Source organism: Stappia stellulata DSM 5886 (genome assembly GCF_000423705.1).
In the GTDB taxonomy this organism is placed as follows: Bacteria; Pseudomonadota; Alphaproteobacteria; order Rhizobiales; family Stappiaceae; genus Stappia; species Stappia stellulata.
In genome coordinates this window covers 373,040-397,275 of sequence record NZ_KE384082.1, presented here as the reverse complement: position 1 = coordinate 397,275, position 24,236 = coordinate 373,040, and the positions used below count along the sequence as shown (strand labels likewise).

22 protein-coding genes and 2 tRNA genes are annotated in these 24,236 nt (G+C 65.1%); 14 read left to right on the top strand and 10 right to left on the bottom strand.

Features of this window, described 5'->3' with window-relative positions; genetic code table 11:
- Window positions 1-3 precede the first annotated feature (3 nt).
- Entirely contained in the window at window positions 4-1,464 is a 1,461-nt protein-coding gene (locus G572_RS23970; protein WP_037546889.1) for a DUF930 domain-containing protein, read from the top strand.
- Between the two features lie 375 nt (window positions 1,465-1,839).
- Here G572_RS23970 and G572_RS0114135 read toward each other — a convergent pair whose 3' ends face one another.
- Complete coding sequence (locus G572_RS0114135; protein ID WP_029059030.1) at window positions 1,840-2,223, bottom strand: GFA family protein; 384 nt, start codon at window positions 2,221-2,223, stop codon at window positions 1,840-1,842.
- A gap of 182 nt (window positions 2,224-2,405) precedes the next feature.
- Between G572_RS0114135 and G572_RS0114130 the strand changes: the two genes are divergently transcribed.
- The 3 genes from G572_RS0114130 (at window position 2,406) to G572_RS0114120 (ending at window position 4,374) form a co-directional block, all read left to right on the top strand.
- A complete protein-coding gene (locus G572_RS0114130; protein WP_037546887.1) occupies window positions 2,406-2,747 on the top strand; it encodes an ArsR/SmtB family transcription factor in 342 nt (113 codons plus the stop codon).
- Entirely contained in the window at window positions 2,740-3,855 is a 1,116-nt protein-coding gene (locus G572_RS0114125; protein ID WP_084650146.1) for a permease, read from the top strand. The genes G572_RS0114130 and G572_RS0114125 overlap by 8 nt, the downstream gene beginning before the upstream one ends.
- 108 nt (window positions 3,856-3,963) lie before the next feature.
- Window positions 3,964-4,374 carry a ketosteroid isomerase-related protein gene (locus G572_RS0114120; protein WP_029059027.1) on the top strand — a complete coding sequence of 137 codons (411 nt, stop codon included), beginning with the start codon at window positions 3,964-3,966 and terminating at the stop codon, window positions 4,372-4,374.
- A 13-nt stretch (window positions 4,375-4,387) separates the two neighbouring features.
- Here G572_RS0114120 and G572_RS0114115 read toward each other — a convergent pair whose 3' ends face one another.
- On the bottom strand, window positions 4,388-5,050 hold the full coding sequence (locus G572_RS0114115; protein WP_029059026.1) for a dimethylsulfonioproprionate lyase family protein: 663 nt from the start codon (window positions 5,048-5,050) through the stop codon (window positions 4,388-4,390).
- Between the two features lie 182 nt (window positions 5,051-5,232).
- Between G572_RS0114115 and G572_RS0114110 the strand changes: the two genes are divergently transcribed.
- Window positions 5,233-6,330: an NAD(P)/FAD-dependent oxidoreductase gene (locus G572_RS0114110; RefSeq protein ID WP_029059025.1), complete on the top strand. Its 1,098-nt coding sequence runs from the start codon at window positions 5,233-5,235 to the stop codon at window positions 6,328-6,330.
- Between the two features lie 104 nt (window positions 6,331-6,434).
- Here G572_RS0114110 and G572_RS23965 read toward each other — a convergent pair whose 3' ends face one another.
- The 4 genes from G572_RS23965 to speD all read right to left on the bottom strand — a co-directional run bounded on the left by G572_RS23965 (window position 6,435) and on the right by speD (window position 8,710).
- On the bottom strand, window positions 6,435-6,782 hold the full coding sequence (locus G572_RS23965) for a helix-turn-helix domain-containing protein (RefSeq protein WP_037546883.1): 348 nt from the start codon (window positions 6,780-6,782) through the stop codon (window positions 6,435-6,437).
- A gap of 1 nt (window position 6,783) precedes the next feature.
- Window positions 6,784-7,128: a type II toxin-antitoxin system RelE/ParE family toxin gene (locus G572_RS0114100; RefSeq protein ID WP_029059024.1), complete on the bottom strand. Its 345-nt coding sequence runs from the start codon at window positions 7,126-7,128 to the stop codon at window positions 6,784-6,786.
- 212 nt (window positions 7,129-7,340) lie between these two features.
- Window positions 7,341-8,216: a polyamine aminopropyltransferase gene (speE, locus tag G572_RS0114095; protein WP_029059023.1), complete on the bottom strand. Its 876-nt coding sequence runs from the start codon at window positions 8,214-8,216 to the stop codon at window positions 7,341-7,343.
- Window positions 8,213-8,710 (bottom strand): adenosylmethionine decarboxylase, encoded by a 498-nt coding sequence (speD, locus tag G572_RS0114090; RefSeq protein WP_425423442.1) that lies wholly within the window; start codon window positions 8,708-8,710, stop codon window positions 8,213-8,215. The genes speE and speD overlap by 4 nt, the downstream gene beginning before the upstream one ends.
- A gap of 203 nt (window positions 8,711-8,913) precedes the next feature.
- On the opposite strand from speD, the gene G572_RS0114085 reads away from it, so the two are divergent.
- Window positions 8,914-9,495 (top strand): GNAT family N-acetyltransferase, encoded by a 582-nt coding sequence (locus G572_RS0114085; RefSeq protein ID WP_245566224.1) that lies wholly within the window; start codon window positions 8,914-8,916, stop codon window positions 9,493-9,495.
- A 64-nt stretch (window positions 9,496-9,559) separates the two neighbouring features.
- On the opposite strand, the gene G572_RS0114080 is transcribed toward G572_RS0114085, so the two are convergent.
- Together G572_RS0114080 and G572_RS0114075 are read right to left on the bottom strand one after the other, a co-directional pair.
- Window positions 9,560-10,294 (bottom strand): SIMPL domain-containing protein, encoded by a 735-nt coding sequence (locus G572_RS0114080; RefSeq protein WP_029059020.1) that lies wholly within the window; start codon window positions 10,292-10,294, stop codon window positions 9,560-9,562.
- An 83-nt stretch (window positions 10,295-10,377) separates the two neighbouring features.
- Entirely contained in the window at window positions 10,378-11,451 is a 1,074-nt protein-coding gene (locus G572_RS0114075; protein ID WP_029059019.1) for an AI-2E family transporter, read from the bottom strand.
- A 229-nt stretch (window positions 11,452-11,680) separates the two neighbouring features.
- On the opposite strand from G572_RS0114075, the gene G572_RS0114070 reads away from it, so the two are divergent.
- From G572_RS0114070 to G572_RS0114035, 7 genes are all read left to right on the top strand, one after another.
- Window positions 11,681-11,757: transfer RNA gene (locus G572_RS0114070), tRNA-Ile, on the top strand.
- A 585-nt stretch (window positions 11,758-12,342) separates the two neighbouring features.
- Window positions 12,343-13,392, top strand: a complete 1,050-nt coding sequence (locus tag G572_RS25535) for a helix-turn-helix domain-containing protein (RefSeq protein ID WP_029059018.1) — start codon at window positions 12,343-12,345, stop codon at window positions 13,390-13,392.
- A 56-nt stretch (window positions 13,393-13,448) separates the two neighbouring features.
- A complete protein-coding gene (locus G572_RS26285) occupies window positions 13,449-14,198 on the top strand; it encodes a DUF481 domain-containing protein (protein ID WP_156884618.1) in 750 nt (249 codons plus the stop codon).
- A 64-nt stretch (window positions 14,199-14,262) separates the two neighbouring features.
- Window positions 14,263-14,988, top strand: coding sequence for a DUF2092 domain-containing protein (locus G572_RS23955; protein ID WP_051242393.1), 726 nt, complete (start codon window positions 14,263-14,265; stop codon window positions 14,986-14,988).
- A 5-nt stretch (window positions 14,989-14,993) separates the two neighbouring features.
- Entirely contained in the window at window positions 14,994-15,317 is a 324-nt protein-coding gene (locus G572_RS0114045; RefSeq protein ID WP_037547133.1) for a DUF6515 family protein, read from the top strand.
- A gap of 66 nt (window positions 15,318-15,383) precedes the next feature.
- On the top strand, window positions 15,384-17,900 hold the full coding sequence (locus G572_RS0114040; RefSeq protein WP_051242620.1) for an arylsulfatase: 2,517 nt from the start codon (window positions 15,384-15,386) through the stop codon (window positions 17,898-17,900).
- Window positions 17,901-17,915: 15 nt separating this feature from the next.
- Window positions 17,916-19,157 carry a formylglycine-generating enzyme family protein gene (locus G572_RS0114035; protein ID WP_245566223.1) on the top strand — a complete coding sequence of 414 codons (1,242 nt, stop codon included), beginning with the start codon at window positions 17,916-17,918 and terminating at the stop codon, window positions 19,155-19,157.
- Between the two features lie 555 nt (window positions 19,158-19,712).
- Here G572_RS0114035 and G572_RS25530 read toward each other — a convergent pair.
- Window positions 19,713-22,940, bottom strand: a complete 3,228-nt coding sequence (locus tag G572_RS25530; protein WP_051242391.1) for a sensor domain-containing protein — start codon at window positions 22,938-22,940, stop codon at window positions 19,713-19,715.
- Window positions 22,941-23,249: 309 nt separating this feature from the next.
- On the opposite strand from G572_RS25530, the gene G572_RS0114020 reads away from it, so the two are divergent.
- Window positions 23,250-23,326: transfer RNA gene (locus G572_RS0114020), tRNA-Arg, on the top strand.
- A gap of 484 nt (window positions 23,327-23,810) precedes the next feature.
- Here the strand turns inward: G572_RS0114020 and G572_RS0114015 are convergent.
- Window positions 23,811-24,068, bottom strand: coding sequence for a hypothetical protein (locus tag G572_RS0114015; RefSeq protein WP_037546881.1), 258 nt, complete (start codon window positions 24,066-24,068; stop codon window positions 23,811-23,813).
- Between the last annotated feature and the right edge of the window lie 168 nt (window positions 24,069-24,236).

Sequence of the window (24,236 nt, the reverse complement as noted above, 5' to 3'; positions counted from 1 at the left end):
CCCGTGGTTTCCACGCCCTCCGATTTGCCCGAGATCGTGCCCGGCCCCGCGCCCCCGCGCGAGGACGGCCGGCCGGGTTCCAGGCTCTTTCTTGTCGGCGTCGCCGCATCTCTGTTGTTGCACGCACTGATCGTGCTCCTTTTCATCGAGACGCCGCCGCGCGACATGGAAACGCCGGAAGCCGAAGAGCCGATCGAGGTGGTGCTGGTGCCGCCGCCGCAAGCCCCCACGCCGGAAGAGGAGCAGGCCGAAGAAGAGCCTGCCGCCGAAGAGCCTGCGCCAGAACCGGAACCCGAGCCGGAACAGGAAGAAGAGGACGCGGAAGAGCCCGCGCCTGAACCTGCTCCGGAGGAAATCCAGGAAGAGCCGGACCCCGAGCAGCCGGAACCCGAGGCGCCGCCGGCATCGGTTCCGGACGCTGACAGCCTGCCGGTGTTGCAGCCGGTCGAGGAGTTTGCAGAGGAAGCAAGCGAGGCCGCCGGCGGGGAAGACGGCGAGCCGCGCGACGGGGCACTGACACCCGCCGAGGACGAAACGCCGCCGGACGAGCCGGCCGGCGAGGACGGGGATGCCGAGGCCGCCGAGACGCTTGAGACGCCGCAGCCCGATGAGGCGGAGCCGGTCGTGCCGGATCCGGTGACGGAGACGCCGGCCGAGACCGAAGCCGAGACCGAAGCCGGGACGGAGGCCGATCCCGCCGCAGCCGAAGAGCCACTGGTGGAAGACGCGCCGGCGGACGAAACGCCCGCCGAGGACGTATCAGCCGAGGAAGCGTCTGCCGAGGAAGAGGCCGAGACGGCAGAGGCGGTCGCGGAGCCGGCACCCGAGGAGGTCTCGCCGGAGAGCGATATCATTGCGGGACCGGAGGAAGAGGGCGAAACGGCCCCGGTCGGCGAGACGGTTGTGGAGGAGGCGCCTGCGAGCGCACCGGAGGCCGACGGGCTGTCTGGCGCCATTGCGACCACCTTGCCGCGCGCCAAGCCGCCGCTGCCGCCGGGGGCCTTGCGGGCCGCGGAGCGGGCGGCCGAGCAAGGCGATCTGCCACCGGGCGTCCGGCTGCCCGGAAATGCGGCGGAACCGGCGCGGCGGCCCGGCGCACCGCGCCTTGCCCGCTCGCGGGAGCTCTTTTCCGACCGGATTCTCGGAGATTCCCGCACGCGCACGGCGATGGCCGGCATGTCGGGGCCGCAGCGGCTCAATCTCCTGTGCCTGACGGAGTTGCGCGCGCAGATCCGCGATCTCTACCCCGACCGCCCGGCGGAAATCCTGCCCTCCTTCCGCCCGCAACCGGGAACGGTGCTGGCGCCTGTGCGCGCCGCCTATCGCTCGCGCGGGGTCTGGTACGACCTCGATTTCCGCTGCGAGACCGACCCGGCCGTGACGCGCGTGGAAACCTTCTCCTTCCGCGTCGGCCCGCCGGTGCCTAGGAGCCAGTGGCAGTCGCGCGGCTTCCCGCAGAATTGAGGGGGGAGGGCGGCGGCGTGGCCGCCGAGGCTGAGGGCGCGAAGGGACAGCGGGTCGCGGCTCACGCGCTGTTTGGGACGGCCGCGCGCACCGCAGTCCCGTGCAGCGGTCCGTGGTTGCCCGATCATCACGGCACGAGGAACGGCGTTCGGCCTTGGCGAGCCGTGTTTCGCAGCAGTTAGCCCCATCCTCCGGGGATGGAGCCCGGCGTTTCGCTGGCGCTTGCCCGGGGTGACGCTGAGGAGGAAGCGGCCTCTGTCGACACCCCTTGCACGACCAATTGGAACACGCGAAACTCGCCGCGTTTTCAATCGAGGCGCGCGTATTGGCCGACAAGGATTTCGCCGACTGGTTCTGGTGAGATCACCGCTCGGGCTAGCTCCCATCCTCCTCCCGGTCCCTCTCATGGCGCGTCAGGCCGGGGAAGGGCGGGAGCCAGGTTTCGCGGCGGGTGGTCCAGAGTTCGTAGGTCGGGGTGAAGCGGTTCGGGTCGTCGAGCACGCCGAGGTTGATTTCGATCTCGTTGCCGCTTCTGGAGAAGACCGAGGAGCCGCAGCGCGGGCAGAAGCAGCGGCCCTCGTAGTCGCCAAAGGCGCCGTCGACCGTGACGGCGTCCGCCGGGTAGACGGCAGAGGCATGAAACAGTGCGCCGTGGAACTTGCGGCAGTCGAGGCAATGGCACAGGCCGACCCGATCCGGTTCGCCGTGTGCCGAGATCCGCAAGCCGCCGCACAGGCATCCGCCTCTGGTCTCGTCCATCCCGGTGATCCTTCCGATGCGTCGTCGACGCTATCTGACCCGCGTCGTGGCGCGAAATCAAATGCATCTCCTGCCCGGCGTCCGTGCAAGGTCCGGTCGGGCCGGCATGAAGGACTGGCGCCCGTTCCGGCGCGGCCGGTTTTGCGCTTGCATTCGGCAAATAAAACTATAAAACTAGTTTTATGGAAAAAGAGAGACTTCACATCGAGGAAGCGGCCCAGGGGTTTGCGGCCATCGGATCGGAGGCGCGGCTGGCCGTTGTGCTTGCGCTCGTTCGGGCCGGGCGGGCGGGGCTGACTGTCGGCGACATTCAGGAGCGCACCGGCATGGCCGCCTCGACGCTTGCCCATCACCTGCGGTTCCTCGCCGCCGGCGGGCTGATTGCGCAGGAAAAGGCCGGCCGCTCCGTGATCAACCGGGCGGCGTTCGACCGGCTGAAGGATCTGGCCGGCTTCATCCTTTCGCAATGCTGCGCCGACGAATGGTCGCCGGGCGCGGAGCAGAAGGACACGACAGATGGCTGACACGACCTCCGCCGGATCGGGCGAAACCGGCTGCTGCGGCCCGAAGACCGATGCCGGCGCGGGGCCGGTTGCCGCGCCGCGGACGCCGCAAATCTCCTGGAGCGGGCTGAAACCCTGGCTGCTGACGCCCTGGAGCCTTGTCGTCGCTCTTCCCTTGCTGGTTCTCATGCTCGACCCGGGCGAGGCGGGCGGCATCGTGAGTTTTGCCGCGCGCGCGTTTGCCGCCACGCTGCCCTATGTGCTGGTCGCCGTCCTGCTGATCGCAGGACTAAAGGCCACCGGCGCGCAGGCTCTGGTCGGGCGCGCGTTCGAGGGCCGCGAGACACAGGCGATCTTGCTGGCCGCGCTGTTCGGCGGGTTGGCGCCTTTCTGTTCCTGTCAGGTCGTGCCTTTCATTGCCGGGCTTTTGGCCGTCGGCGCGCCCTTGCCCGCGATCATGGCGTTCTGGCTGTCGTCGCCCTTGATCGATCCGCCGACGCTCCTGATCACGGCGGCAGCCCTCGGCTGGCCCTTCGCCATCGCCAAGGCGGTCTTCGCCGTCGCGCTCGGCCTGTTCGGCGGCTTCGCGGTCAAGGCGATGACGGCCGGCGGGGCCTTTGCCAATCCCGCGCGCGCGATTTCGGCCGGCGGATGCTGCAGCAAGCCGGCCCCTGGCGGCGCGCCGCACTGGCGCTTCTGGAACGAGGCCCCGCGCCGCGCGGTTTTTGGCGAGGAATTGCGGGTCAACGCGCTCTTTCTGGCGAAGTGGCTGGCGCTTGCCTATGTGTTGGAAGCGCTGCTCGTCACCTATGTGCCCGCCGACCTGATTGCCCGTGTGATCGGCGGCGGCGGAGTGGTGTCCATCGTCCTCGCAGCCCTCGTCGGCATGCCGGCCTATCTCAACAGCTATGTCGCGCCGCCGCTGCTGGCCGGTCTCCTCGAGCAGGGCATGTCCTCGGGCGCGGCGATGTCCTTCATGATCGCCGGTGCGGTCAGCTCCGTGCCCGCCATGGCGGCCGTCTGGTCGCTGGTGCGCCTGCCGGTCTTTGCCGCCTATATCGGTCTCGGCCTTGTCGGCGCGATTGTCTCCGGCGTGCTGTTTCAGGCGCTCATGACCGCGGGGCTTTGATCCGGCAACAGCGGGCTTGCCATCGGCGGAGATGGCGGACACACTCCGCCGCGCCCGTTTCGCTTCGGCGAAGGGATCTCCCGCCAACGCCCTTTTCCGGATGCTCCCATGACCGTCGACACCACCCGCGCTCTGATCGAAACCTATTTCGCCGCTTTCAATGCAGGCGACACGGCGAAGATGGCGAGCCTTGTCACCGAGGATGTCGCTCATGACGTCAACCAGGGCGAGCGGCGCATCGGGCGCGAGGCCTTTGCGGCGTTCAACGCGCATATGACCCGCTGCTACCGCGAGGAATTGTCGGAGATGGTGATCTTCGTCACCGGCGACGGCGCGCGGGCGGCGGCCGAATTCATCGTGTCCGGCACCTATCTCGTCACCGACGACGGGCTTCCCGAGGCAAGCGGCCAGACCTACCGCCTGCCGGCGGGAACCTTCTTCGAGATCCGCGACGGAAAAATCGCGCGCATCACCACGTATTACAATCTCACGGACTGGAGCGCGCAGGTCGTCGGCTGAGGCCGGAGCCGCATCACGTCTTCTTGCGGGGACGCGAGAACACCATCTTCTGGTTGGCGAGCAACTCCGGCGGCCCGGACCAGGCATAGGCAAGCAGCGCCGGCTCGGTCTTCGACACCGTGATGCGGTGGGTGTGTTCGGGCGGGTTGAAGATCATCGAGCCCGGCGCATAGACGCCCTGGTGGTTTTCCGAAACACTGCCCGACAGGCAGATGTAGCTTTCCGAAATCCGGTCGTGCGCGTGGGCGGGATAGGTGCATCCCGGCGCGAAGAGCACGAGACCCAGGATCACCTCGTTGGTGAGCACCGGCCCGTTCGGTCCGCAGACTTCCGCATAGGCGAAGGTTCGCTCCAGACCCTTGGGGATCTTCTCGTAGCCATATTGCCAGACAAGCTGCGGCGAGATCGATTCCACCGCGCGGATGAAGGTCGCGGTGCGTTCCAGCCGCCCCTCGTCGAGCGCGCGTTTCAGGTGGGCGGTGACGGGCTTGTGCGCCGGCTCGCCGAAGCGCACTTCCGCGTTCGACTTCAGGACGCGGCTGATCGCCTCGCGCACGCCGCGCTGATGGGCGCGGATCTTGTCGCTGCCGCCCGACGACATGTGCCGGTAGAGCTCATAGTATTCCCGAAGCAGATAGCCGAGATCGGGAATCCGGGAGAGGGTGGTCTCGCTCATCTGGAAGGTGGCTCCAAGGCGCCGGACGGGCCATCCCGACGGCTGTGGTGACGCTCACGGTGCCGCGACAATCGACTGTGGGCAAGAAAGAGTTTCGCGCGCTCTCCGCCTATCGGACGGGCGGTTCGCAGGCATAGGCTCGCTGCAGGATCGCACGCGAGGTTTCAAGGAAGGACGGCAGGATGAAAGCGATCGTCGTGGGTGCCGGGATTTCCGGGCTTTGCACCGCCTGGGCGCTGGCAAAAAAAGGCGTCGAGGTCACGCTGCTGGAACAGGGGCCGATCCCCAATCCGCTGTCGGCCTCCGGCGACCAGCACCGCATCATCCGCCGCGCCTATGGCGGGCAGACCGGCTATCAGCGGCGCATCGGCGCCGCCTATGACGTCTGGGATGCGCTGTGGGACGATCTCGGCGCCAAGCATCTGGTCGATACCGGCTTCCTGATCGTGTCGCAGACCGGACGCGACGAGGCGGTCGACTATCGTCAGGGGCTGGTCGACGGCGGCTTTCCGGTGGAGGATTTTTCGCCGGCGGACGCGGCAGCACGTTATCCGTTCCTCGATGCGGATACGATCCACAGCGCGGCCTTCAGCCCGGAGGGCGGCGTGCTCTTGTGCCAAAGGATCGCGGCCGGAATTCGGGACTGGCTCGGGCGTTCGGGTGCGGAGGTGCGGGAAAACGCGCGCGTGACGGCCGTGGATGCGGACAAGGGCCGGGTCACGCTCGCAACAGGCGAAGAGCTTGCGGCGGACCATGTGGTGGTGACCGCAGGCGCCTGGGTGCTGGACCTGTTTCCAGCCCTTGCCGCCTCGCTGACGAGCTACCGCACGGCGGTCGCCTATCTGGCGCCACCGGAGGATCTGCGCGCGGCCTGGGAGGCGGCGCCCGCGATCCTCGACGTCGGCGGCACGGTCGACGGCTATGTCCTGCCGCCGGTGGCGGGAACGGGGCTGAAGGTGGGGGCGGGCGTTCACAAGGTTCCGTGCAAGGCCGATGACCGGCGCGTGCCGGAACCGGGCGAGGGCGAGCGGTTGCGCGACCTCTTCGGCCCGCCGTTCGCGCGCATCGAGGACTATCGCGTCACCGAGGTGGTGACCTGCGCCTATACGTTCACCCGCGACGAGCATTTTTTTGCGTCTCTGGCGCCGCGCGCGACCGTCGTCTCGGCCTGTTCCGGCCACGGCTACAAGTTCGGCGCGGCGGTCGGCCGACGGGTGGCCGAAGGGGTTACCGGCGGCGACCGCGAGACGATGCGCGCCTGGCTCGAGGCGCGCGACTGACGCCGCCATCGCCGCGCGGCAAAAAGGGCGGCAAAAGAAAAGGGCGGCATTGCTGCCGCCCCGGTGTTGCTTCGTAGAGCCCGATCAAGCGGGAAAGCGCCGTTTTATGCTGCGACATGGACCCGTTTCCGCGCGCTGGCAATGGCGAGACGACCGTGTTCGGTCGGAGTCCGCTTCTTCTTGATCACGATGTCGATGTCGCGTCCAAGCTTCAAGAGCATGCGGATCAGCCTGTCCGAGGTGATGCCGTCGAGCTTTCCGTTCAAGATCTTCGAGACATGAGATTGCGGGATTCCGAGGATCTCGCCTGCCTCGCGCTGGGTAAGATGACGGTGTTTGACAATCGATGCCACCTGGATCGCGAGGGCGGCCTTGAAGTCAAGTTCGCCGGCGTCTTCCAGCCCAAGGTCATCGAAGACATTTCCGCTTCCTTCGACAACTGTCTCGTTCATGTCACTTGTCTTTCTTGTAATCCGCTTCGGCCAGCTTGATGCGGGATTTGATCAGAGCAAGATCCAGTTTGGATGTCTTGATGCCGGTCTTCGATTTTTTCTGAAATGCATGAAGCACATAGACGATGCCCTTCAGACGAAGAAGATAGACGCAGCGGTAGGTGTCGCCGTCGTGATTGTCCACGATCTCAAGAACACCGGACCCAAATCCCTTGAGCGGTTTTGCGCTCCCCGCCTTCAAGCCGGATTGGGCATATCTCAATGCGGTGCCCATATCGCGTTTCACTTCGGGCGGAAAAGCCCGCATTTTCTCCTGTGAGTCACCGACCCATCGGCATGGCTTCATGCTTCCTTCCCTGAAATATACTCATTTCAGTATAAAAAATCAATTGGTGCGCCACAGGGCGCATCGCCCGGCGCGCAAGTCGCGACGGCGCACGCAAAGGAGTGTATCAAAGCTGCATACGCGACTTTTGGTAGCATTGCCTTATGAGGGCACAAAAGAAAAGGGCGGCATCGCTGCCGCCCTCGTTTGTCTCGCAGGTGCGGACGTCCGGCTCAGCCGGCGTCGGTCCGCCCGTCCTTCACCGCATCGAGAATGAAGCGGGGCAGGGCGAAGGCTGCGGCATGCACCTCCGGCGTGTAGTAACGCGTGTCGAGGCCGGCGGCCTCGAAGCGGCGGGTCAGTTCATCCACCGGCACCTTGCGCAGATCCGCGTTGTCGGTGGCCCAGCCAAGCGCCATATGTCCGCCGAAATAGGTCGGAATGGCCGCGACATAGGCGTAGGCATCCGTGTAGATCTTCGAGAAATGCCGGATCGAGGTGACCAGTTCGTCGCGCTGCAGGAAGGGTACGCCGTTTTGCGTGACCAGAACGCCGCCGGGCTTCAGGCAACGATGCACCGCACGGTAGAACTCCTCGGTAAAGAGTACGGCGCCCGGTCCCATCGGATCGGTGCTGTCGACCAACACCACATCGAAGCGGCGGTCGGTCTCGGCGACGAAGCGCGCACCGTCGGCAATCACCAGATCGAAGCGCTCGTCGTCGAAGACGGGCGCATTGAACTCGGCGAAGTGCTCCCTGGAGAAATCCACCACGGCTTCGTCGATCTCGACCTGGGTCAGCCGTTCGATGCCCGGATGCTTCAGCGCTTCCTCGGCCATGCCGCAATCGCCACCGCCGACGATCAGCACCTCGGATGCCGCGCCATGCGCCAGGATCGGCACATGCGCCATCATCTCGTGGTAGATGAACTCGTCCGCGGTCGTGACCTGGGTGATGCCGTCGAGCATCAGCACCTTTCCGAAGACCCGGTTCTCGAAGAGAACCAGGTCCTGATGTTCGGAGCGATCCTGATACAGGATGGTGTCGCAGCCGTATTTGACCTCGACGCCGGGATAGAGTGTCTCGTTGAAGACAAGCCCGCCGCTCATGCGACCTCCTTGCCGCGAAGCAGTTCGCTTACTTCGGCGCGTCCGGGCGCAAAGGCGCGCTTGAGCACCTCGACGCATTTTTCCGGCTGCGCGTCGCCGCACATGAAGACATCGAAGGCGGCATAGCCGGCCTCGGGCCAGGTGTGCACCGAGATGTGGCTTTCCGCCAGCACCGCGACACCGCTCACGCCTTCCGGCTGAAAGGGGTGCAGATGAATGTGCAGCAAGGTCGCACCGGCCTCCTCGACACAGGCCCTGAGCGCTTCCTCGATATAGGGAAGGTCGTCAAGACGCTCTGCGTCGTATAGGTCGATGATCAGGTGCGATCCCGCACAACGCACGCCGTCCTTCTCGATAAAATGGTCGAGCCGGTCGTCTTGCGCATGAGATGCAGGCGCGGATACTTGAGTGGTGTCTTCCGTATGGGTGGTGCTTCTTGGCTCGATGAAGGTGGACGTATCCACGGCTTCTCTTTCACGAGCCTCCAAGTCCATCCCCAATTGGAAGAGGCCGTCGTCAGACATGGCGGTCTCCCCAACCAGTAGATGAAACCCGGGTACAGTCCCGAAGGCGTAGCCTCTAAGGTGTTTCGGGTTTAAATGCAATGCGAATTTCGCATTTCCGGCATGCAGATAATGGATGTCGGTCTGCTCACAAGGAAAAGCGACGAAATAAGATGGCTTTGCGAATTGTTTCTTTGACGGCTAGCGAAATCGAAGGTGTGCTTCCCGCGCTTGCCAAATTGAGGGTCGGCGTTTTTCAGGCCTGGCCGTATCTTTATCAAGGATCGCTCGCCTACGAGGAAGATTATCTCGCGCGCTACGCCGTCTCTCCCGGAGCCGTCGTCGTTGCCGCCTTCGACGCGGAAGACCTCGTGGGAGCCGCGACTGGGCAGCCGCTGTCCGGAGAGGTCGACGACTTTCGCGCGCCTTTCGTGGAAGCGGGTCTCGACCCGGCGGCGTATTTTTACTTTGCGGAATCCGTTCTCGATCCGGCCTACCGCGGCAAGGGGGTGGGCCATGCGTTCTTCGACCGGCGCGAGGCGCATGCCCGGGCCCTCGGGTTCGACCATGCCGCTTTTTGCGCGGTGATCCGCGACGATGCCGATCCGCGCAAGCCGGCCGGTTATCGCCCGCTCGATCCGTTCTGGACGAAGCGCGGCTACCGGCCCGTCGCGGGCCTGACCGTCGGCTTCGACTGGCCGGATCTCGGCGAGACGCACAACAGCCGCAAGCGGCTGCAGGTCTGGGTCCGCGACGGGCTGGGCGCGAAGACGTGAAAAGACGCGGGCCTTTGCGGGCCCGCGTCCTGTTCCGGTCGGTTTGCGGCGTGTCGGGAGGGCTTTACTGCGCCAGTTCCCAGGTCACGTTGATGCGCACCTGAAGGCTGGTCTCGCCCGCCTCGACCGGCGCGGGCGCGCCGTCTGCTGCCATTTCCGCGCGGGCCATCATCATCTGCGGGCGCGGGCCGCCGAAATCCTGCTCGTTGATCGACAGCACCCGGCCGAGTTCGACGCCGGCGGCTTCGGCGTAAAGCTTTGCCTTGCGCATTGCGTCGGCCATCGCGGCCTTGCGGGCCTCGTCCTTCAGACTGTCGGCGTCGCTGACGATGAAGGAAATGCCGCCGATCTGATTGGCGCCGTCGCGCACCATCGCATCGAGCAGCGCGCCGAGGTTGGCAAGCTCGCGGACCCGCACCGTGACGTTGTTGGTGACGCGGTAGCCGAAGACTTCCGACCGGTATTCGTCGGGCTCGGTGGTTTTCAGCCGGCGGTAGCGCGGGGAGACGGAAAAGCCCGACGTCTGGATGTCGCGGCTCTCGATGCCGGCGGCCTTGATGCGCGCGACCACCGCGCTCATGGCGGCTGTGTTCGCCGTCATTGCCTCGCCGGCGGTTTCGGCATCGCTGACGACGCCGCTTTGCACCATCGCCATGTCGGGGGCGGCGGAGACGCTTGCCTGGCCCACCATGTCGATCGTCGCCGTGCGCGGCGTCTCCTGGGCGCTTGCGGCGCCCACCGTGAGGAAGAGCGCTGCGGCGCAGGCGGTGACGAGGGAGCGGGTGGGGGAAACGCGCATGATTTTACTCCTGATGATCCCTGGTGCGGGGAAAGAAACGGTGGCGACCTTTTCCGCGAAATGCGGCAGGTGAAAGGCAGCGGTCAGAGATCGGCCAAGGGGGCGTGGGGGGAGATCGGCTCGCCGACATCGCCATCGGCCGACAGGAGCACGGCGATGGGCCTGGAACCTGGAAACTGCGCGCAGATAATCAGCACCATGACGGTCAGCGGCACGCAGAGCACCATGCCTGTCACCCCCCAGATCGAGCCCCAGAAAGCGAGCGACAACATGATCACCAGTCCGGACAGGTTCAGGCTGTTGCCCATCAGGCGCGGTTCCAGAAGGTTGCCGATCGAAAACTGGATGGTTCCGAGACCCAGGCTGATGATGAAGAACGGCGTGAGCGTGTCGAAATAGACGAGCGCCAGCAGGCTCGGAAAGATTACCGAAATCAGCGAGCCGATCGTGGGAATGTAGTTCAAGAGGAAGGCGATGAAGCCGAAGAGTGCTGCATAGGGAAGCCCGAGGAGCATCAAGAGCCCGCTGGTAAGCAGGCCGGTGAGCACGCTGACCGCCGTCTTGATGCCGAGATAGTGGCGCAGTGCCTCGGCGAGGCGGTCGCGCACCTTGAACACCATCTCCGCACGCCCGGGCGAGACGAACAGGCGCGCCATCTTGCGGTCGAAGGTGGACTGTTCGAGCAGAAGGAACAGGACGTAAATGAACACGAGCGACGCCGATCCCGCGATCGTGGTGATGGCGTTCGCGCCGGCGCTGATCGCCTGGTTGAACGCATTGTCGGGCATGAGGTCGCGCAGGGCCAGCGGGTCGGTCAGCCCGAAGCGGGTCGAATAGGTCTTCAGGAGCGCGTCGAGACGGGTCTGGTAGACCGGGGCGTCGCGCGCCAGTTCCGTCAGGTTCGCGGTGACCACGTCGACCACCATGGAGGAGACGCCGAAAATCACGGCAAGGGCCGCCGGCAGCGCGATCGCCCGCGGCAGGTGGCAGGGTCCGAAGGGGATCGCGCGCACCGCCGCCGACAATGCGTTGATCAGATACCAGACCAGCAGTGCGATCACGAAGGGCAGCAGCAGCGCCCGGCCGATGAACAGCAGCCAGCCGACAAGCGTGATCGAGACGAGCACGAGCGCGACAGTTGTGGGAAAACGAGGCATGGCGTCTCTCTGGCGGGCTTTGGCCCGCGCACCATCGATGGCGGGCTTCGGGAAATCCTGACCGGTTCAGCTTTTGGCGCGCTTCGCGGCGCAATGCAACTGCCCGACCGTGTGCGGTGCCATGCGGGATTTCGTGGACGGGTCGCCGTCGACGTCGCGGCCTTCTTGTCAGCACTTGTCGAGCTGGGGTAGGAAGACAGGCGCACCGCCGGTTCAAGCCGCCGCTGCGGGGCCTGTAGCTCAATTGGTTAGAGCCGTCCGCTCATAACGGATTGGTTGGGGGTTCGAGTCCCTCCGGGCCCACCATCTTCTCTTTTTCGGGTTACAATTCAAAAAGGTATTGAATTTCATATCCTTGTTTTTCAGTTTCCGGTTTTTCGTCGGCGACCGCCTCAACCTGATCAATTCGGTTCAATTGCATTTCTGGTTACGCTCCACGGCGCTTGCCGATGGAACAGCCTCAATCTCGAGCCGGCGGCCGTCGTGCCGAAACTGTGGGGTGCACGTCAGACCAGCCTGACGAAGCTCACGGTTCTTCCGTTCTATGGCCTTCATCTTCTCGCCATTTCCCTCGGGAGGCAGGCTGGAACACTGCCATCAATCCCAGACCTCTTGACCCATTCGTTCAGCGTGTGCGCCGCACTGCCGTTCGCCGCGCAGATCGACATGATCTCCCGATAGCGGAAGCTGTGCTGGCCCTGGTGATCCGGCACCGAACGCAGCGCACGCTCGCGGACCTCGGGACAAGACCTGTTCGTGGTCTTGCTCATCGCGGCTTCAGCCTACTCAGGAGTTGAAGCCTCCGGCCAACCCGTCGCTGTGGAATTGCTCGGAATTCTGCCGAAACAAGACTAAGCTGCCGTAGCGACAGGGGAGGCGCCAAACGACAATATGATTCCCATTGTTCCAACCATTCGGGCTGGCGTGTTCGCACCGATATTGCGGTGGGTCTCCGATCACGGCCTTCCCGTTGAAACGTTCCTGCGTGACGCGGCACTCGGCGATTCGATCGCTGAAGATTTGGAGGGCTTCGCGCCGATCATGAATGGCGTGGAGATGCTCCGACTTTTGGGAAGAGCAGAAGGCGCCGACGTTTTCTGCCGTATAGGAGCAACGACAGACTTCAGCGAGGTGGGGGCAATCGGCCGCATTGCCCGGTCGCGGCGGACGCCACGTGGCGCGCTGCTCGCGGTCGCCGATTTCATGCCGAGGCACAGCACCCACGAGGTTTTTGCGGTTCATGATGTTCCAGGCGGAATACGCGTGATCGACAAGTGGACTCTTGCATTCGACGCGGAAGCCCAGCATTTCGTCCATCAATATGTTGCAGCCCTCGTTCATTCGATCTGCGCTGCCTGCTCGCAGCAGCGTCCATTGTTTTCTCGGGTCGAAATCGTTCCGCACCCGACGGCTGGCGTCGATCACCTCGCGCGATGGTTCGGGCGGGTCGAGGCCGCAAGCGAACCGCGCCTCGTGATCGACATTCCCACCCGTGTGGCCGATGCCCGGGCGGACAGTGTCGTCTATGACGATGACCGGCTGCTCCGGGGTCAGCCTGTGGTTCTGAGTGAGGTCGACTTCATCGCTTCTTTGCGTTGGACGATCCAGGCGCTGATGGGTGCGGGGGCCGTTTCGATCAAGGATGTCGCCCGTGCAGTGAACGTTACGCCGCGTACGTTGCAGAGACGTCTCGCCGAGGCCGGTGTTCCGTTTTCCGACCTTCTCGACGAGACACGGCGGGACATCGCGTTGCACCTGCTCGGGTCAAGCCGGCTGTCCATTGCCGAGGTGGCAGAGCGTCTTGGATACACCAACGCCTCGGCACTTTCCCGCGCAGTCCGCCGCTGGACCGGACAGTCTCCCCGGCATCTTCGGGCACAGGCGCACTCGGATCGCGGTTGCAAGGAGAAGAAAATCGCAATCGGTGGCGCGGAAAGATAAATTGGAGTCTCGCCGGCGGCTTATCCTCTGAGGTGGATGCACCTTCAGAGGTCAAGATGACTCCGGTGAAGCTTCTTTCATTCTTAATGCTGCTCACGCCCGGTTTCGCTCATGCCCAGGACTGGTCGGACGATTGGAGCGGTCGGGTCACACTTTATGGCTGGCTGACGGCGGCGGAGATTGACAGCCGCGTCCCGCTTCGCGGCGGCGGCAGTCTCGATAGCAGCGTGTCCGCGGGCATCGGCGACATTCTCCAATCACTGGATTTCGCCGCCTTCGCCAATGCCGAGGTGCGGCGGGGGCGGTTTCTGCTTCTCGGCGACTTGATGTACGCCAAGTTGTCGACCGACGGCACGGGGGCTGCCGGAGCCAGTGTGAAAACCGGTTTGAAGACTTTCATCGGCACAGGCGCGGTCGGCTGGCAGTTCTGGTCGAATGACCGGGCCAGATTCGATGTCTTCGGCGGCGCGCGGATCGTCTCGACCGAGATCGACGTAGCGCGCCGCGGCCTTCTCACGGCGCAGAGCGGATCGGACTCCCAGACTTTCGTCGATCCGTTGATCGGATTGCGCGCAGGATATCAGCTGACGGACCGGATCGAACTTCGCGGCTCCGCCGATGTCGGCGGCTTCGGGGTCGGTTCGGACTTTTCGTGGGAGGCGTTCGTGGGAGGCTCATACGGCTTTACCGAACGCATCCGCGGCGAACTGGGCTTCCGCTACCTCTCCATCGACTACAAGAACAATGGCGTTGCGGTCGACATGGAACTCTATGGCCCGACTATCGGCCTTTCGGTGGTGTTCTGACATGGTGGATAAACTCTCCATACCGACGCGGCGTTGCTGGTCTCCCAGTGGAGCTTGGCGCTGCATGACGGCGACAATTCTTTCCGCTTTTCTGGTCGCGCAGCCCCTGGGGGCGGCGGAGATCGATCCCGACGCCGAAGACGTGTTGCGGGGAATGTGCGAGGCGCTTGGTGGTCTCGAGGCGTTCACGGTCACCTCCGCCGCATCGACGGAAGTGATCCTGCAAGACGGGCGCAAGCTGCAACTCGTCGCGACGACCAATGCGATCGTGGACCGCGGCGCGGGCTTCAGGTTCACGCGGCAGGGCGCTTTCGGTGCCGTGGAAGTTGTCTTTGACGGTGCGACGCTGACAGTCTGGTCCGAGGCGACCGGCGGCTATGCCGCAACGCAGGCGGCGGGCGATCTCGATGCCGGGCTCGACGCTTTGCTCGCGACCTTCGGCGAGAGTGCAGCAGGCGGGGCCGATCTGCTCTATGCGGACCCCTGCAGCAACCTGATGAACGGGGTCGACCGCGGCGACTATATCGGGGTTGCCAACATCGACGGGCAGTCTGCCCATCACATCTACTACCGCGCGGCGGAGCACGACTGGCAGCTCTGGATTTCGACGGAGGCGCCGGCGTTGCCCGTCCGCTACGTCATCACCTCCAAATGGGTGACGGGCGCGCCGCAATTCATCGCGCAGTTCCGGGACTGGTCGCTCGGGGCACAGGATGACTTTGCGTTCGCGGCACCGGAGGGCGCGCGCGAGCTGGGGTCGGCCGAGGTCGTTCTTGAGGGAGTGAAGTGATGCCGATGCGCGGAAGACCGATCTCATGCTTGCTCGGTATCGCCGCATTCGCGGCTGTGCTCACGTTTGAGTCCGATCCGGCGATCTGGCCGGTCTCGGGTCTGGTCTCCAGCGCCGAGGCACGCCTCGGTCGTCCGATGACGCCTGTCAGCGCCGCCGGCGTTGCCCGGCGCACCACGCGGCGTGTCGTCCGGCGTACGGCCGTCTACGTGTCCACGCTGCCGAGGGGGTGCGGCACTGTCGTGGTCAACGGCATGAGCCTCTACAGCTGCGGCGGCGTCTACTACCAAGCCCACGGGAACCAGTATGTGGTCGTAGAAGTCCGGTAACCGGAAACCGGGCGCAACGGTTGCTGGGTCGATCACCAGGGGAACAGCATGAAGGGAACCGACACCATGAGGGATGCTCGAGACTTTGCCGCCATATTCGTCCTGTCGTCGACCATCGGAATAGCCGCTCTCGCCGGCGCTTCGGCACAGCAAGTGACCGGAACACCCGGAGCTCCCAATGCCACAACAACGATTGACGGCCGTCAGCTGCCGCCGCCGCCGCCCGAGTTCGGGGGAGAAATCAAGGAGCAGGCGCTGCAGTCGACGCAATGGTGGCCGCCGCGTGTGGTGCCGCCCGAGGGCGCGCCGAACGTGCTCGTTATCATTACCGATGATTCCGGCTTCGGCGTGCCGAGCACCTTCGGAGGAGTGATCCCGACCGCCGCCATGGATCAACTCGCCAAGGAAGGTCTGCGCTTCACCGGCATTCACTCCACCGCGCTGTGTTCGCCCACCCGCGCAGCGTTGCTGACGGGGCGCAATCATCATACTGCGGGCTTCGGCGTGATCTCGGAGCAATCGACGGGTTTTCCCAGCTACAACAGCATCATCGAGCCCGACAAGGCGACCATCGGTCGGACCTTGCGCGATCATGGCTATGCCACCTCCTGGTTCGGCAAGAACCACAATGTGCCTGCCTTCGCAGCCAGTCAGGCGGGCCCTTTCACGCAATGGCCGGTCGGAATGGGCTTCGAGTATTTCTACGGTTTCGTCGGCGGCGACGCGAACCAGTGGCAACCCAACCTGTTCCGCAACACCACCCAGATCTATCCCTTCGAGGGAAAACCGGGCTGGAACCTGACCACCGGAATGGCTGATGACGCCATACGCCATATCACCGAGCTGAACCAGATCGATCCCTCCAAGCCCTTCTTCGTCAAGTTCGCTCCAGGTGGCGTTCACGCACCGCACCATCCGACACCGGAATGGGTGGAGAAGATCCAGAAGCTGGAACTCTTCGACGAGGGCTACGAGGAACTTCGTCAGACCATCTTCGAAAACCAGAAGAAGATGGGCTACGTTCCCGCCGACGCCAAGCTCGCGCCCTGGCCGGATGCCGACATCCTGAAGCCTTGGGACAGTCTGACGGACGACGAAAAGAAGCTCTTCATCCGACAGGTCGAAATTTTTGCAGCCTATGTGGCTTACACCGACCATGAGATCGGTCGCGTGATCCAGGCGATCCGCGACATGGGCAAGTTCGATGACACGCTGATCATCTACATCAACGGCGACAACGGCACGAGCGCGGAGGGCGGCCCGCTCGGCACGCCGAACGAGGTGGCTTTCTTCAACGGCCTGAATGCGATCCCGGCGGAAACACAGCTGAAATTCTACGACGAGTGGGGAACCGAGCAGACGTACAATCATATGTCGGCCGGCTGGTCCTGGGCGTTCAATACCCCGTTCGACTGGTTCAAGCAGAACGCCTCGCGGCTCGGGGGCGTCCGCCAGAACATGGTCGTTTCCTGGCCGAACCGCATCACAGACGCGGGCGGCGTGCGCGACCAGTTCATGCATGTCGTCGACGTAACGCCGACGATCCTCGACGCTACGGGGATCCCGGCGCCCGAGATCGTGGACGGCATTCCGCAGGCCCCGATCGATGGCGTCAGCTTCGCCTATACTTTCGACGCGGCCAATACCGATGCCCCGAGCGCGCGGCGGACCCAGTATTTCGAGATGATGGGGCAATGGGCGCTCTATCATGACGGCTGGCTGTTGAGCACGCAGGTGAACCGCGCGCCGTGGCAGGCGTTCGGCGCGGCCAACGCCGATCCGCTGAACAACCAGGTCTTGCAACTCTACGACCTGACGACCGATCCCAACCAAACCACCGACGTCGCGGCGGACAATCCCGACAAGGTGACAGAGCTGAAGGCGATCTTCATCGAGGAGGCCAAGAAGAACAACGTCTTCCCGATGGACGCCTCGGTGGCCGCCCGAGTGATCTCGCCCCGCCCGAACATCACCGCCGGGCGGACCGAGTTCGTCTATACCCAGCCGATGGTCGGTCTGCCGCAGGGAAGCTCGCCGTTGCTGCTCAACACGTCCTACACCATCACCGCGGAGATCGAGGTGCCCGAAGGCGGCGCCGAGGGCATGATCCTGACCTCGGGCGGGCGCTTCGGGGGCTACGGCTTCTATCTGAAGGACAGCAAGCCTGTGTTCCTTTGGAACCTCGTCGACCTCAATCGCATCCGTTGGGAGGCGCCGGAAGCGCTGCCTCCCGGCAAGCATACGCTCGAGTTCGAGTTCACCTATGACGGGCTCGGGGTCGGCACGCTTGCCTACAACGATATGACCGGTCTCGGCGCGTCGGGAACCGGCACGTTGAGGGTGAATGGCACGGCGGTGCAGACGCAGAAGATGGACCGCACGCTCGGGATGATCCTGCAATGGGACGAGTCCTTCGACATCGGGTCCGATACGCTGACCGGGGTGTACGATGCGGACTACACGCCACCCTTCCCGCTGACGGCAAAGCTGGAGAGACTGACCATCGAGGTCGACCGTCCGCAGCTTTCCGAGGCCGACAAGGCGCGTCTGGAAGCGGCGTTGCGGGCTGCGTCCGACAACTGAGCCCAGGTCTCCAAAGTGCTCCGCCCGGCGTCGGTGCCGGGCGGGTTCGCCGGCTCGCCCACAAGTGCGGGATGGCCGGAAAAGAGCCCGGAGGAACCGGATACGTTGTTTTCCTTCTTCATGCGGTCCCGCGTGCCGCTCATCGCCGCCGGGATTTTGTCGCGCGCGGCACCGGCGCTAGCCCAGCCGCTGGACGGTTCGCCGGCCGATCCGCGCCACACGTATTCGACTGCGATGCCAGACGGCATCGCGGCGCCCGACGTGGCTCAGACGCGACTGGGGAGCCTGCGCTTCTTGGTGACCGCATGTCTGCGCACGGCGACCCTTGCCTGCCTCTTGCTGCCCGCCGCCGCTGCGGCGTCGGACATGGTCCTGATCGAGGGCGGGACATACCGGATGGGATCGGAGACGTATTATCGCGAGGAGGGGCCTATGCGTGAGGTCACCGTGGGGCCGTTCCTTATCGGCCGGACGGAGGTGACCAACGCAAGGTTCCGCGAATTTGTGGAGGCGACCGGCTATGTCACCACCGCAGAGCGCGGCTTTGAGGCTGCCGAACGCCCCGGCTGGCCGCCCGAACTGCTCGAGCCTGGCTCCATGGTCTTTGCCCAGCCGAAAGAGCACGTGCACGTCAACAACCCGAACCAATGGTGGCGATGGGTTCCCGGTGCCAGTTGGCGCGCTCCCGAAGGCCCCGGCAGCACGATCCGCGGGCGCGACGATCATCCGGTCGTGCAGGTTTCGCCCGAGGATGCCGAAGCCTTTGCGGCATGGGCGGGCGGGCGCCTGCCAACCGAGGCGGAATGGGAAATGGCCGCCCGTGGCGGGGTTTTCGACGATCCCTTTTGGGACGAACCCTTCGACCCGGTCACCGGTTGGAGGGCGAACACCTGGCAGGGGCAATTTCCCGCCACCGATCTCGCCGACGATGGCCATCATGGCACGGCGCCCGTCGCGAGTTTCCCGCCGAACGACTATGGCCTCTACGACATGCTCGGCAACGTCTGGGAGTATGTTGCAGACTGGTGGGTCCCGGCGCATCCCGACCGCGCCGAGACAGATCCCGACGGTCCGCCCGAGACGCTTGCAGCCCGCTTCTCACACCCCGAGATCGGCGCGCGACGGGTGATCAAGGGCGGATCCTGGCTCTGCGCGCCCTCTTACTGTTTGCGCTACCGCCCCGCCGCCCGGCAACCGGCCGAGCGCGGCCTCGGGTCGAACCATATCGGCTTCCGGATCGTGAAGGACGCCGGGTGATAGCCGGGCGACAGCCCCTTCGTCCGCTTCGCTCCAATTGACGCCCTCGGCTTTCATTTTCTGCTGCCGCAGACGTCGGCCGGTGCTCCGGTCTCGTCACGGCGGGGCGCCCAGTCCGCGTCGCGGACACGTTCGCAGGCGTCTTCCAGTGTCGCTTCAGCATTGCGAGCGGTCCGTCGATTTCCGCCTCGCAAAGCCAAGGTCCCTGCGCTGCGCCCTCAAGGTCCAAGGGCTCTTTCGTTCTGCGTTCGGTCGCTGATATGCCGTCGAAGCGGCCTTTGGGGCTTTCCGGGCCTCGTCGTCGGCGCCCCCCCCGATCCCGCACCCGTCTTGATTTCTCGCCCTTCACCGCTTTGACGGGATCGTCTGGCAGAAGCCGGACATCAGGAAATGCAAACCTTACAGGGTCACTGGAGGGCTGTGCATCGCTTGTCAGCCCATCTCGCTGTCGCAAGCCGGTTGGCATACAGGTCGCCTGCAAAGCGGCGGCTGAAGATCCGGAAAACATGAAGTTTTGAAAGTGTGTGCCTTTTCCTTCCGGGTCCCGCTTGCGTGTCACCCTGGCAGGCGCGGGGGGCTTTGGCAGAAGGCGGCGATGTCGGTCGTCGGCCGGCCGATCAGGTAGCCCTGGACGAAGTCGCAGCCGCAATCGCCAAGGAAGGAGAGCTGTGCGGGGCTTTCCACCCCTTCGGCGACCACCGTCATGCCGAGACTGTGGGCGAGGTCGACGATCGAGCGCACGATCACCGCATCGCCCCCGCCGTCACCCACGTTGTCGACGAAGGACTTGTCGATCTTGAGTCTGGAGACGGGGAAACGCTTCAGGTGGGCGAGCGAGGCATAGCCTGTGCCGAAATCGTCCATCGCGATGGTGAAGCCCATGGCCCGCAACCGCTCCAGCGTCGCGGCCAACCGGTCGGTCGCCTTGTCGAGCAACACCGTTTCGGTGACCTCGAGCTCCAGCCGGGACGGCGTCAGGTCGAATCGGGCCAGGCATTTCTCCAGCCAGGCGGGAAAGCCCGGGTCCTTGAGCTGCGAGGTGGCGACATTGACCGCGATGTGACCCGGCGCGGCGCCGCCGGCCCCGTCCAGGATCTGAAGGTGCCTGCAGGCTTCCTGGATGATGCATTGGCCAAGCTGGACGCCAAGGCCGGTCTCCTCCGCAACGGACACGAACTCCAGCGGCGATACCGGCGTGTCTTCGTAGGTCCAGCGCGCCAGCGCCTCGAAGGAGAACACGTCCGCTCGGGTCATGGACACGATTGGCTGAAGTGCCACGCAGATCTGGCCTCTTGGAATGCCGGCCCGAAGGGCTTCCGCAAGGGCGTGGCGCCGTTCCACCCGGCGGCGCAGGTCGGGATTGAAAAGGGTCCAGCCGTTCCGCCCGCGCGCCTTGGTCTGATAAAGCGCGATGTCGGCATTCTTCAAAAGGTCCGGGGCGGTCGTGCCGTCCTGCGGGTAGACGGCAACCCCGAGGGACACGCCCGCCCGCAGGCGATTGCCCTCGAAGGTCACCGGCCGGCTCAACAAGGCGTGCATGGTGTCGATCACGTCATCCAAGCCATCCGCCGTTCGGTGTCCGGCAAGCAGAAGGGCGAATTCGTCACCGCCAAGCCGGGCGACATGGCCGTCGTGACCGACCAGCGTGCGCAGCCGCTCCGCGACCGCGATCAGCAGCTTGTCGCCCGCGTCGTGGCCCAGCGTGTCGTTGACCGTCTTGAAGTGGTCGAGATCGACGATCACCACTGCGCCCGTGGAGCCGTCGTCCGCGGCGCGCACAAGCGCCGCCTCGATTTCGCGCATCACGACCGAACGCACGGCCAGCTTGGTCAGCCCGTCGGTCTCGGCGATGGCCCGGATCGCCAGTTCCGCCTGTTTCACGGCCGTGATGTCGGTGTGAACGCCGACGGTCACCCCGGACGCCGAACGCCGTTCGCGAATCTGGAGCCAGCGCCCGTCCGCCAACTGCTGGACCTCGCCGTCCATCGCCGGGTTGCCGTGGCTCTCGAGCCGTGCCGCCATCCAGCGCGCATGGTCCTGCGCCGACAAACCCGAATGGGCGTAGTGGCCTGCGGCAAGCCCCCTGCGCAGAATGTCCTCGAAGCGGGCGCCGAGGTGGACGGCCGCGGCCGCCTGGCCGTGAAGATCGAGCGAGGACCGGTTGAAGAGGATCAGCCGGTTGTCGGCGTCATACGCCTCGATCGCGTCGGGAATGGTGTCGATTACATCCTGAAGCAGCGCCCGCGCCTCGTGCAGTTCGCGGCGCTGCTCTTCATCCTGTGTGATGTCGATGAAACTGGTGATGACCTCGATGTCGTCGCCGATGTCCGGCGTGGCGATGCGGGCGTTCACCTGCAACCAGCGGACGCGACCGTCCGGCAGGCGGATCCCGACGGTGTCGTTGCGAATCTCCTTTCCGGTGCGCAAGGCGACGGAGGAGGGCATTTCCGCGGCAGGGCGGGGGCGCCCATCCGGATAAAGGGTCGCCCAGCGCGGGTCGGCCCGGGCACGGCCTGTCATCTGGTCCTCGGTCTGCTCCAGCAGCCGGCAGGCCTCCGGGTTGCAGCCGATGATGGCTCCGCTGGCGTCATGGCGCAGAATGCCGGCGGCGATGTTTTCGATGATGGCGCTGGTGCGCTCACGGGCCTGGATCAGATCGGTCACATCCGTTTGGACGCCGACAAACCCCTCGATGTGTCCGCCGGTGCCCATGATCGGCTGGACCGTGAGGTCGATCCAGTAAAGACGGCCAGATTTCGAGCGGTTCAGCAGTTGTCGGCGGATTTCGCGTCTGGCGTCAATCGCCGCACCGATGGCCGCGACCGTCCCGGAATCGGTGCGCGCGCATTGCAGCAGGTCACCCGGCTTCTTGCCGCGTGCTTCGGCAAAACTGTATTCGGTCTGGCGCTCGAACGCCGCGTTCACCCATTCGATGCGTCCCTGGAGGTCGCACAGGATCACCGAGCTGTCGATGGCGCGGAGCACGATGTCGGAGCGGCGGAGCTGGCGCGACATGTCCTCGCGGGCCGTGACGTCACGGGCGACACCGCGGTAGCCGGTGAACGCGCCGGCGGCGTCATGCGTGGGCCGGCAACTGATCTCGATCCAGAGGATGCGACCGTCTTGCCGGGGGAGGGGGAACACCGCGTCGGAGATCGGCTGGTGCGCTTCCATTCGCGCCCGGTTGACTTCGCATTCGCAAAAATGCGCGGGATCGCAGGAAGCGAGGTCCCAGAGCCGTGCGCCGATCCAGCCGGAGAAATCCAGTCCGAGCCGGGCCCCGTCGCCCAAAACCTCGGTGAAGCGGTGATCGGCATCCGTCTCCCAGACCCAGTCGGAGGACACGTCGAGATAGTCGCGCAGACGTCCGTGTGCGCGCTGGAGATGCGCCTCCGCTCGCGTGCGCAGGGTCTGGTCGACCGACACGCCGACCCCGCCGACGATCTCGCCTTTGACCACGATGGGCGAGATCGTTGTCTCCGAGGACACCCGCCCGCGGGCCGTGTCCATCTCGCGTTCGTAACGGACCTCTTCCCCGCCGACGACCTTCAGGTGCATCGCGAGCCACTCGTGGCCGAGCGCGCCGCCGATCGCCGCTTCCGACGGGGAGAGGCCGGTCATGTCCCCGAAGGTGTCGCTGTCGAGCGTGTTCTGGAAGACGTAGCGACCTTGCCGGTCGAAAATCCAGGCGGGTTGACCGAGCGCACGCAGCGCCGCGATCAGGCTGTCGCAATGCCGGAGGATGTCGTGATCCGGTTTCGAGCCGGATTGCAGTCCGTCCATCGCACACTCCGCCGCTGGCATCCGGGCAGGTCTGGACATCGGTGCCCCGGAACCGTCGGTTCAACTGGTGACTTGCAGATAACCACAGCGGTGCATGAGTCGTTAGTGAAACTTTCCATGCGGCATGCAACTTTTAGCGGCAGGACCGGCCGCAGAGTCGGCGGCCGCGATCGCGGGCCACGAGCCGCCGCGTCACCGTGGCAGGCCCGGTGCCGTCATCTTGCGCCCGGGTCGGACGTTTCCGTAACGATGGAAATTGATTTTTCACACCGGTTTGGTATCAGGGCGTCAGGAACGCGTGTGAGCGCAGGTCCCGTAGCTCAGCAGGATAGAGCATCAGATTCCTAATCTGAGGGTCGCAGGTTCGAATCCTGCCGGGATCACCACTTCCTCTTCCCTGTCGTCCACCGCCGCGATCTGCTGAAGCGCCCGATGTGCCGCCGCCATGGCACCGGGGTCCGGAAGTTCCGGTTGGAGCGCGCGTGCGCCCTGGACCGCCCTGTCGGCGCGCGGCGGCGCGTCCGGACATCCCGACCATTGGTCCACCCAAAGCAATGACCAGCTCATTGGTTCCCCCCCCTTTGATTGCCAGGCTCCATTCCCGGCCCGCGCGCTTGCCGGTCGGCTTCGCTCGGGGGCGGGACGTTGCAGGTCATGGTAAAAACCCGAGGGACCTTGCGCAAGGGTTGCATGAATAGTCAACTGCAATCCGGATTCGGGCGCGATCCGGTGGGTTTTCCTGGCATGGAACGCAGGCGCGCGACCACGCGCGGCACCCGCTTTTCGCGCGGGCGCGTCGCACACGGGCGCGGTCCTCCGGGGCCGGAAAGCGGGTGCTGTCGCTGGGTCCGCTCCGTCAGGCGCTGCGCGTCAGCAGCTGTTGGGACGTTGCGGACCGAGGTCGATCTGGCATTCGTTGGTGAGCGCGCCGATCGCGGCGCCGCCAACGGCACCCGCGGCCGCGCCGACAAGAACGGGACCGCCCGCTACCGCCAGGACACCCGCGCCGGCGGCCGTGCCGATGGCTCCGCCCGTCACGCCGCGCTCGAAACGGTTCGAGCCGCAGGCGCTGACCATCAGCGCGAGAGCGAGAATGCCGGCAATGCCGGCGGATCGAGGAAGACGCATGACACACATCCTTGGGGTTTGCCCAGCCCGCGGCGATCCTGACGCTGCTTGGTGAACGGGAGGTAAACGCGGCGGCGCGCATGGGCCGGCCCGACGACCGTCCGCCCCGGGCCGACGCGGGCCGGGCCTTGCTCCCGGGCGGCGCTTCGACTAAGACATCCTCCCAGT

Coding starts and splice junctions, on each gene's coding strand:
- G572_RS0114120 (WP_029059027.1), top strand. CDS start 3,964: ATGACCGTCGACACCACCCGCGCTCTGATCGAAACCTATTTCGCCGCT.
- G572_RS25530 (WP_051242391.1), bottom strand. CDS start 22,940: ATGGACGGACTGCAATCCGGCTCGAAACCGGATCACGACATCCTCCGG.
- speE (WP_029059023.1), bottom strand. CDS start 8,216: ATGAGCGGCGGGCTTGTCTTCAACGAGACACTCTATCCCGGCGTCGAG.
- G572_RS0114125 (WP_084650146.1), top strand. CDS start 2,740: ATGGCTGACACGACCTCCGCCGGATCGGGCGAAACCGGCTGCTGCGGC.
- G572_RS23965 (WP_037546883.1), bottom strand. CDS start 6,782: ATGAACGAGACAGTTGTCGAAGGAAGCGGAAATGTCTTCGATGACCTT.
- G572_RS0114110 (WP_029059025.1), top strand. CDS start 5,233: ATGAAAGCGATCGTCGTGGGTGCCGGGATTTCCGGGCTTTGCACCGCC.
- G572_RS0114045 (WP_037547133.1), top strand. CDS start 14,994: ATGCGCGGAAGACCGATCTCATGCTTGCTCGGTATCGCCGCATTCGCG.
- G572_RS0114015 (WP_037546881.1), bottom strand. CDS start 24,068: ATGCGTCTTCCTCGATCCGCCGGCATTGCCGGCATTCTCGCTCTCGCG.
- speD (WP_425423442.1), bottom strand. CDS start 8,710: ATGGACTTGGAGGCTCGTGAAAGAGAAGCCGTGGATACGTCCACCTTC.
- G572_RS0114100 (WP_029059024.1), bottom strand. CDS start 7,128: ATGAAGCCATGCCGATGGGTCGGTGACTCACAGGAGAAAATGCGGGCT.
- G572_RS0114115 (WP_029059026.1), bottom strand. CDS start 5,050: ATGAGCGAGACCACCCTCTCCCGGATTCCCGATCTCGGCTATCTGCTT.
- G572_RS23955 (WP_051242393.1), top strand. CDS start 14,263: ATGACGGCGACAATTCTTTCCGCTTTTCTGGTCGCGCAGCCCCTGGGG.
- G572_RS0114130 (WP_037546887.1), top strand. CDS start 2,406: ATGGAAAAAGAGAGACTTCACATCGAGGAAGCGGCCCAGGGGTTTGCG.
- G572_RS0114075 (WP_029059019.1), bottom strand. CDS start 11,451: ATGCCTCGTTTTCCCACAACTGTCGCGCTCGTGCTCGTCTCGATCACG.
- G572_RS0114040 (WP_051242620.1), top strand. CDS start 15,384: ATGAGGGATGCTCGAGACTTTGCCGCCATATTCGTCCTGTCGTCGACC.
- G572_RS26285 (WP_156884618.1), top strand. CDS start 13,449: ATGACTCCGGTGAAGCTTCTTTCATTCTTAATGCTGCTCACGCCCGGT.
- G572_RS0114080 (WP_029059020.1), bottom strand. CDS start 10,294: ATGCGCGTTTCCCCCACCCGCTCCCTCGTCACCGCCTGCGCCGCAGCG.
- G572_RS0114135 (WP_029059030.1), bottom strand. CDS start 2,223: ATGGACGAGACCAGAGGCGGATGCCTGTGCGGCGGCTTGCGGATCTCG.
- G572_RS25535 (WP_029059018.1), top strand. CDS start 12,343: ATGATTCCCATTGTTCCAACCATTCGGGCTGGCGTGTTCGCACCGATA.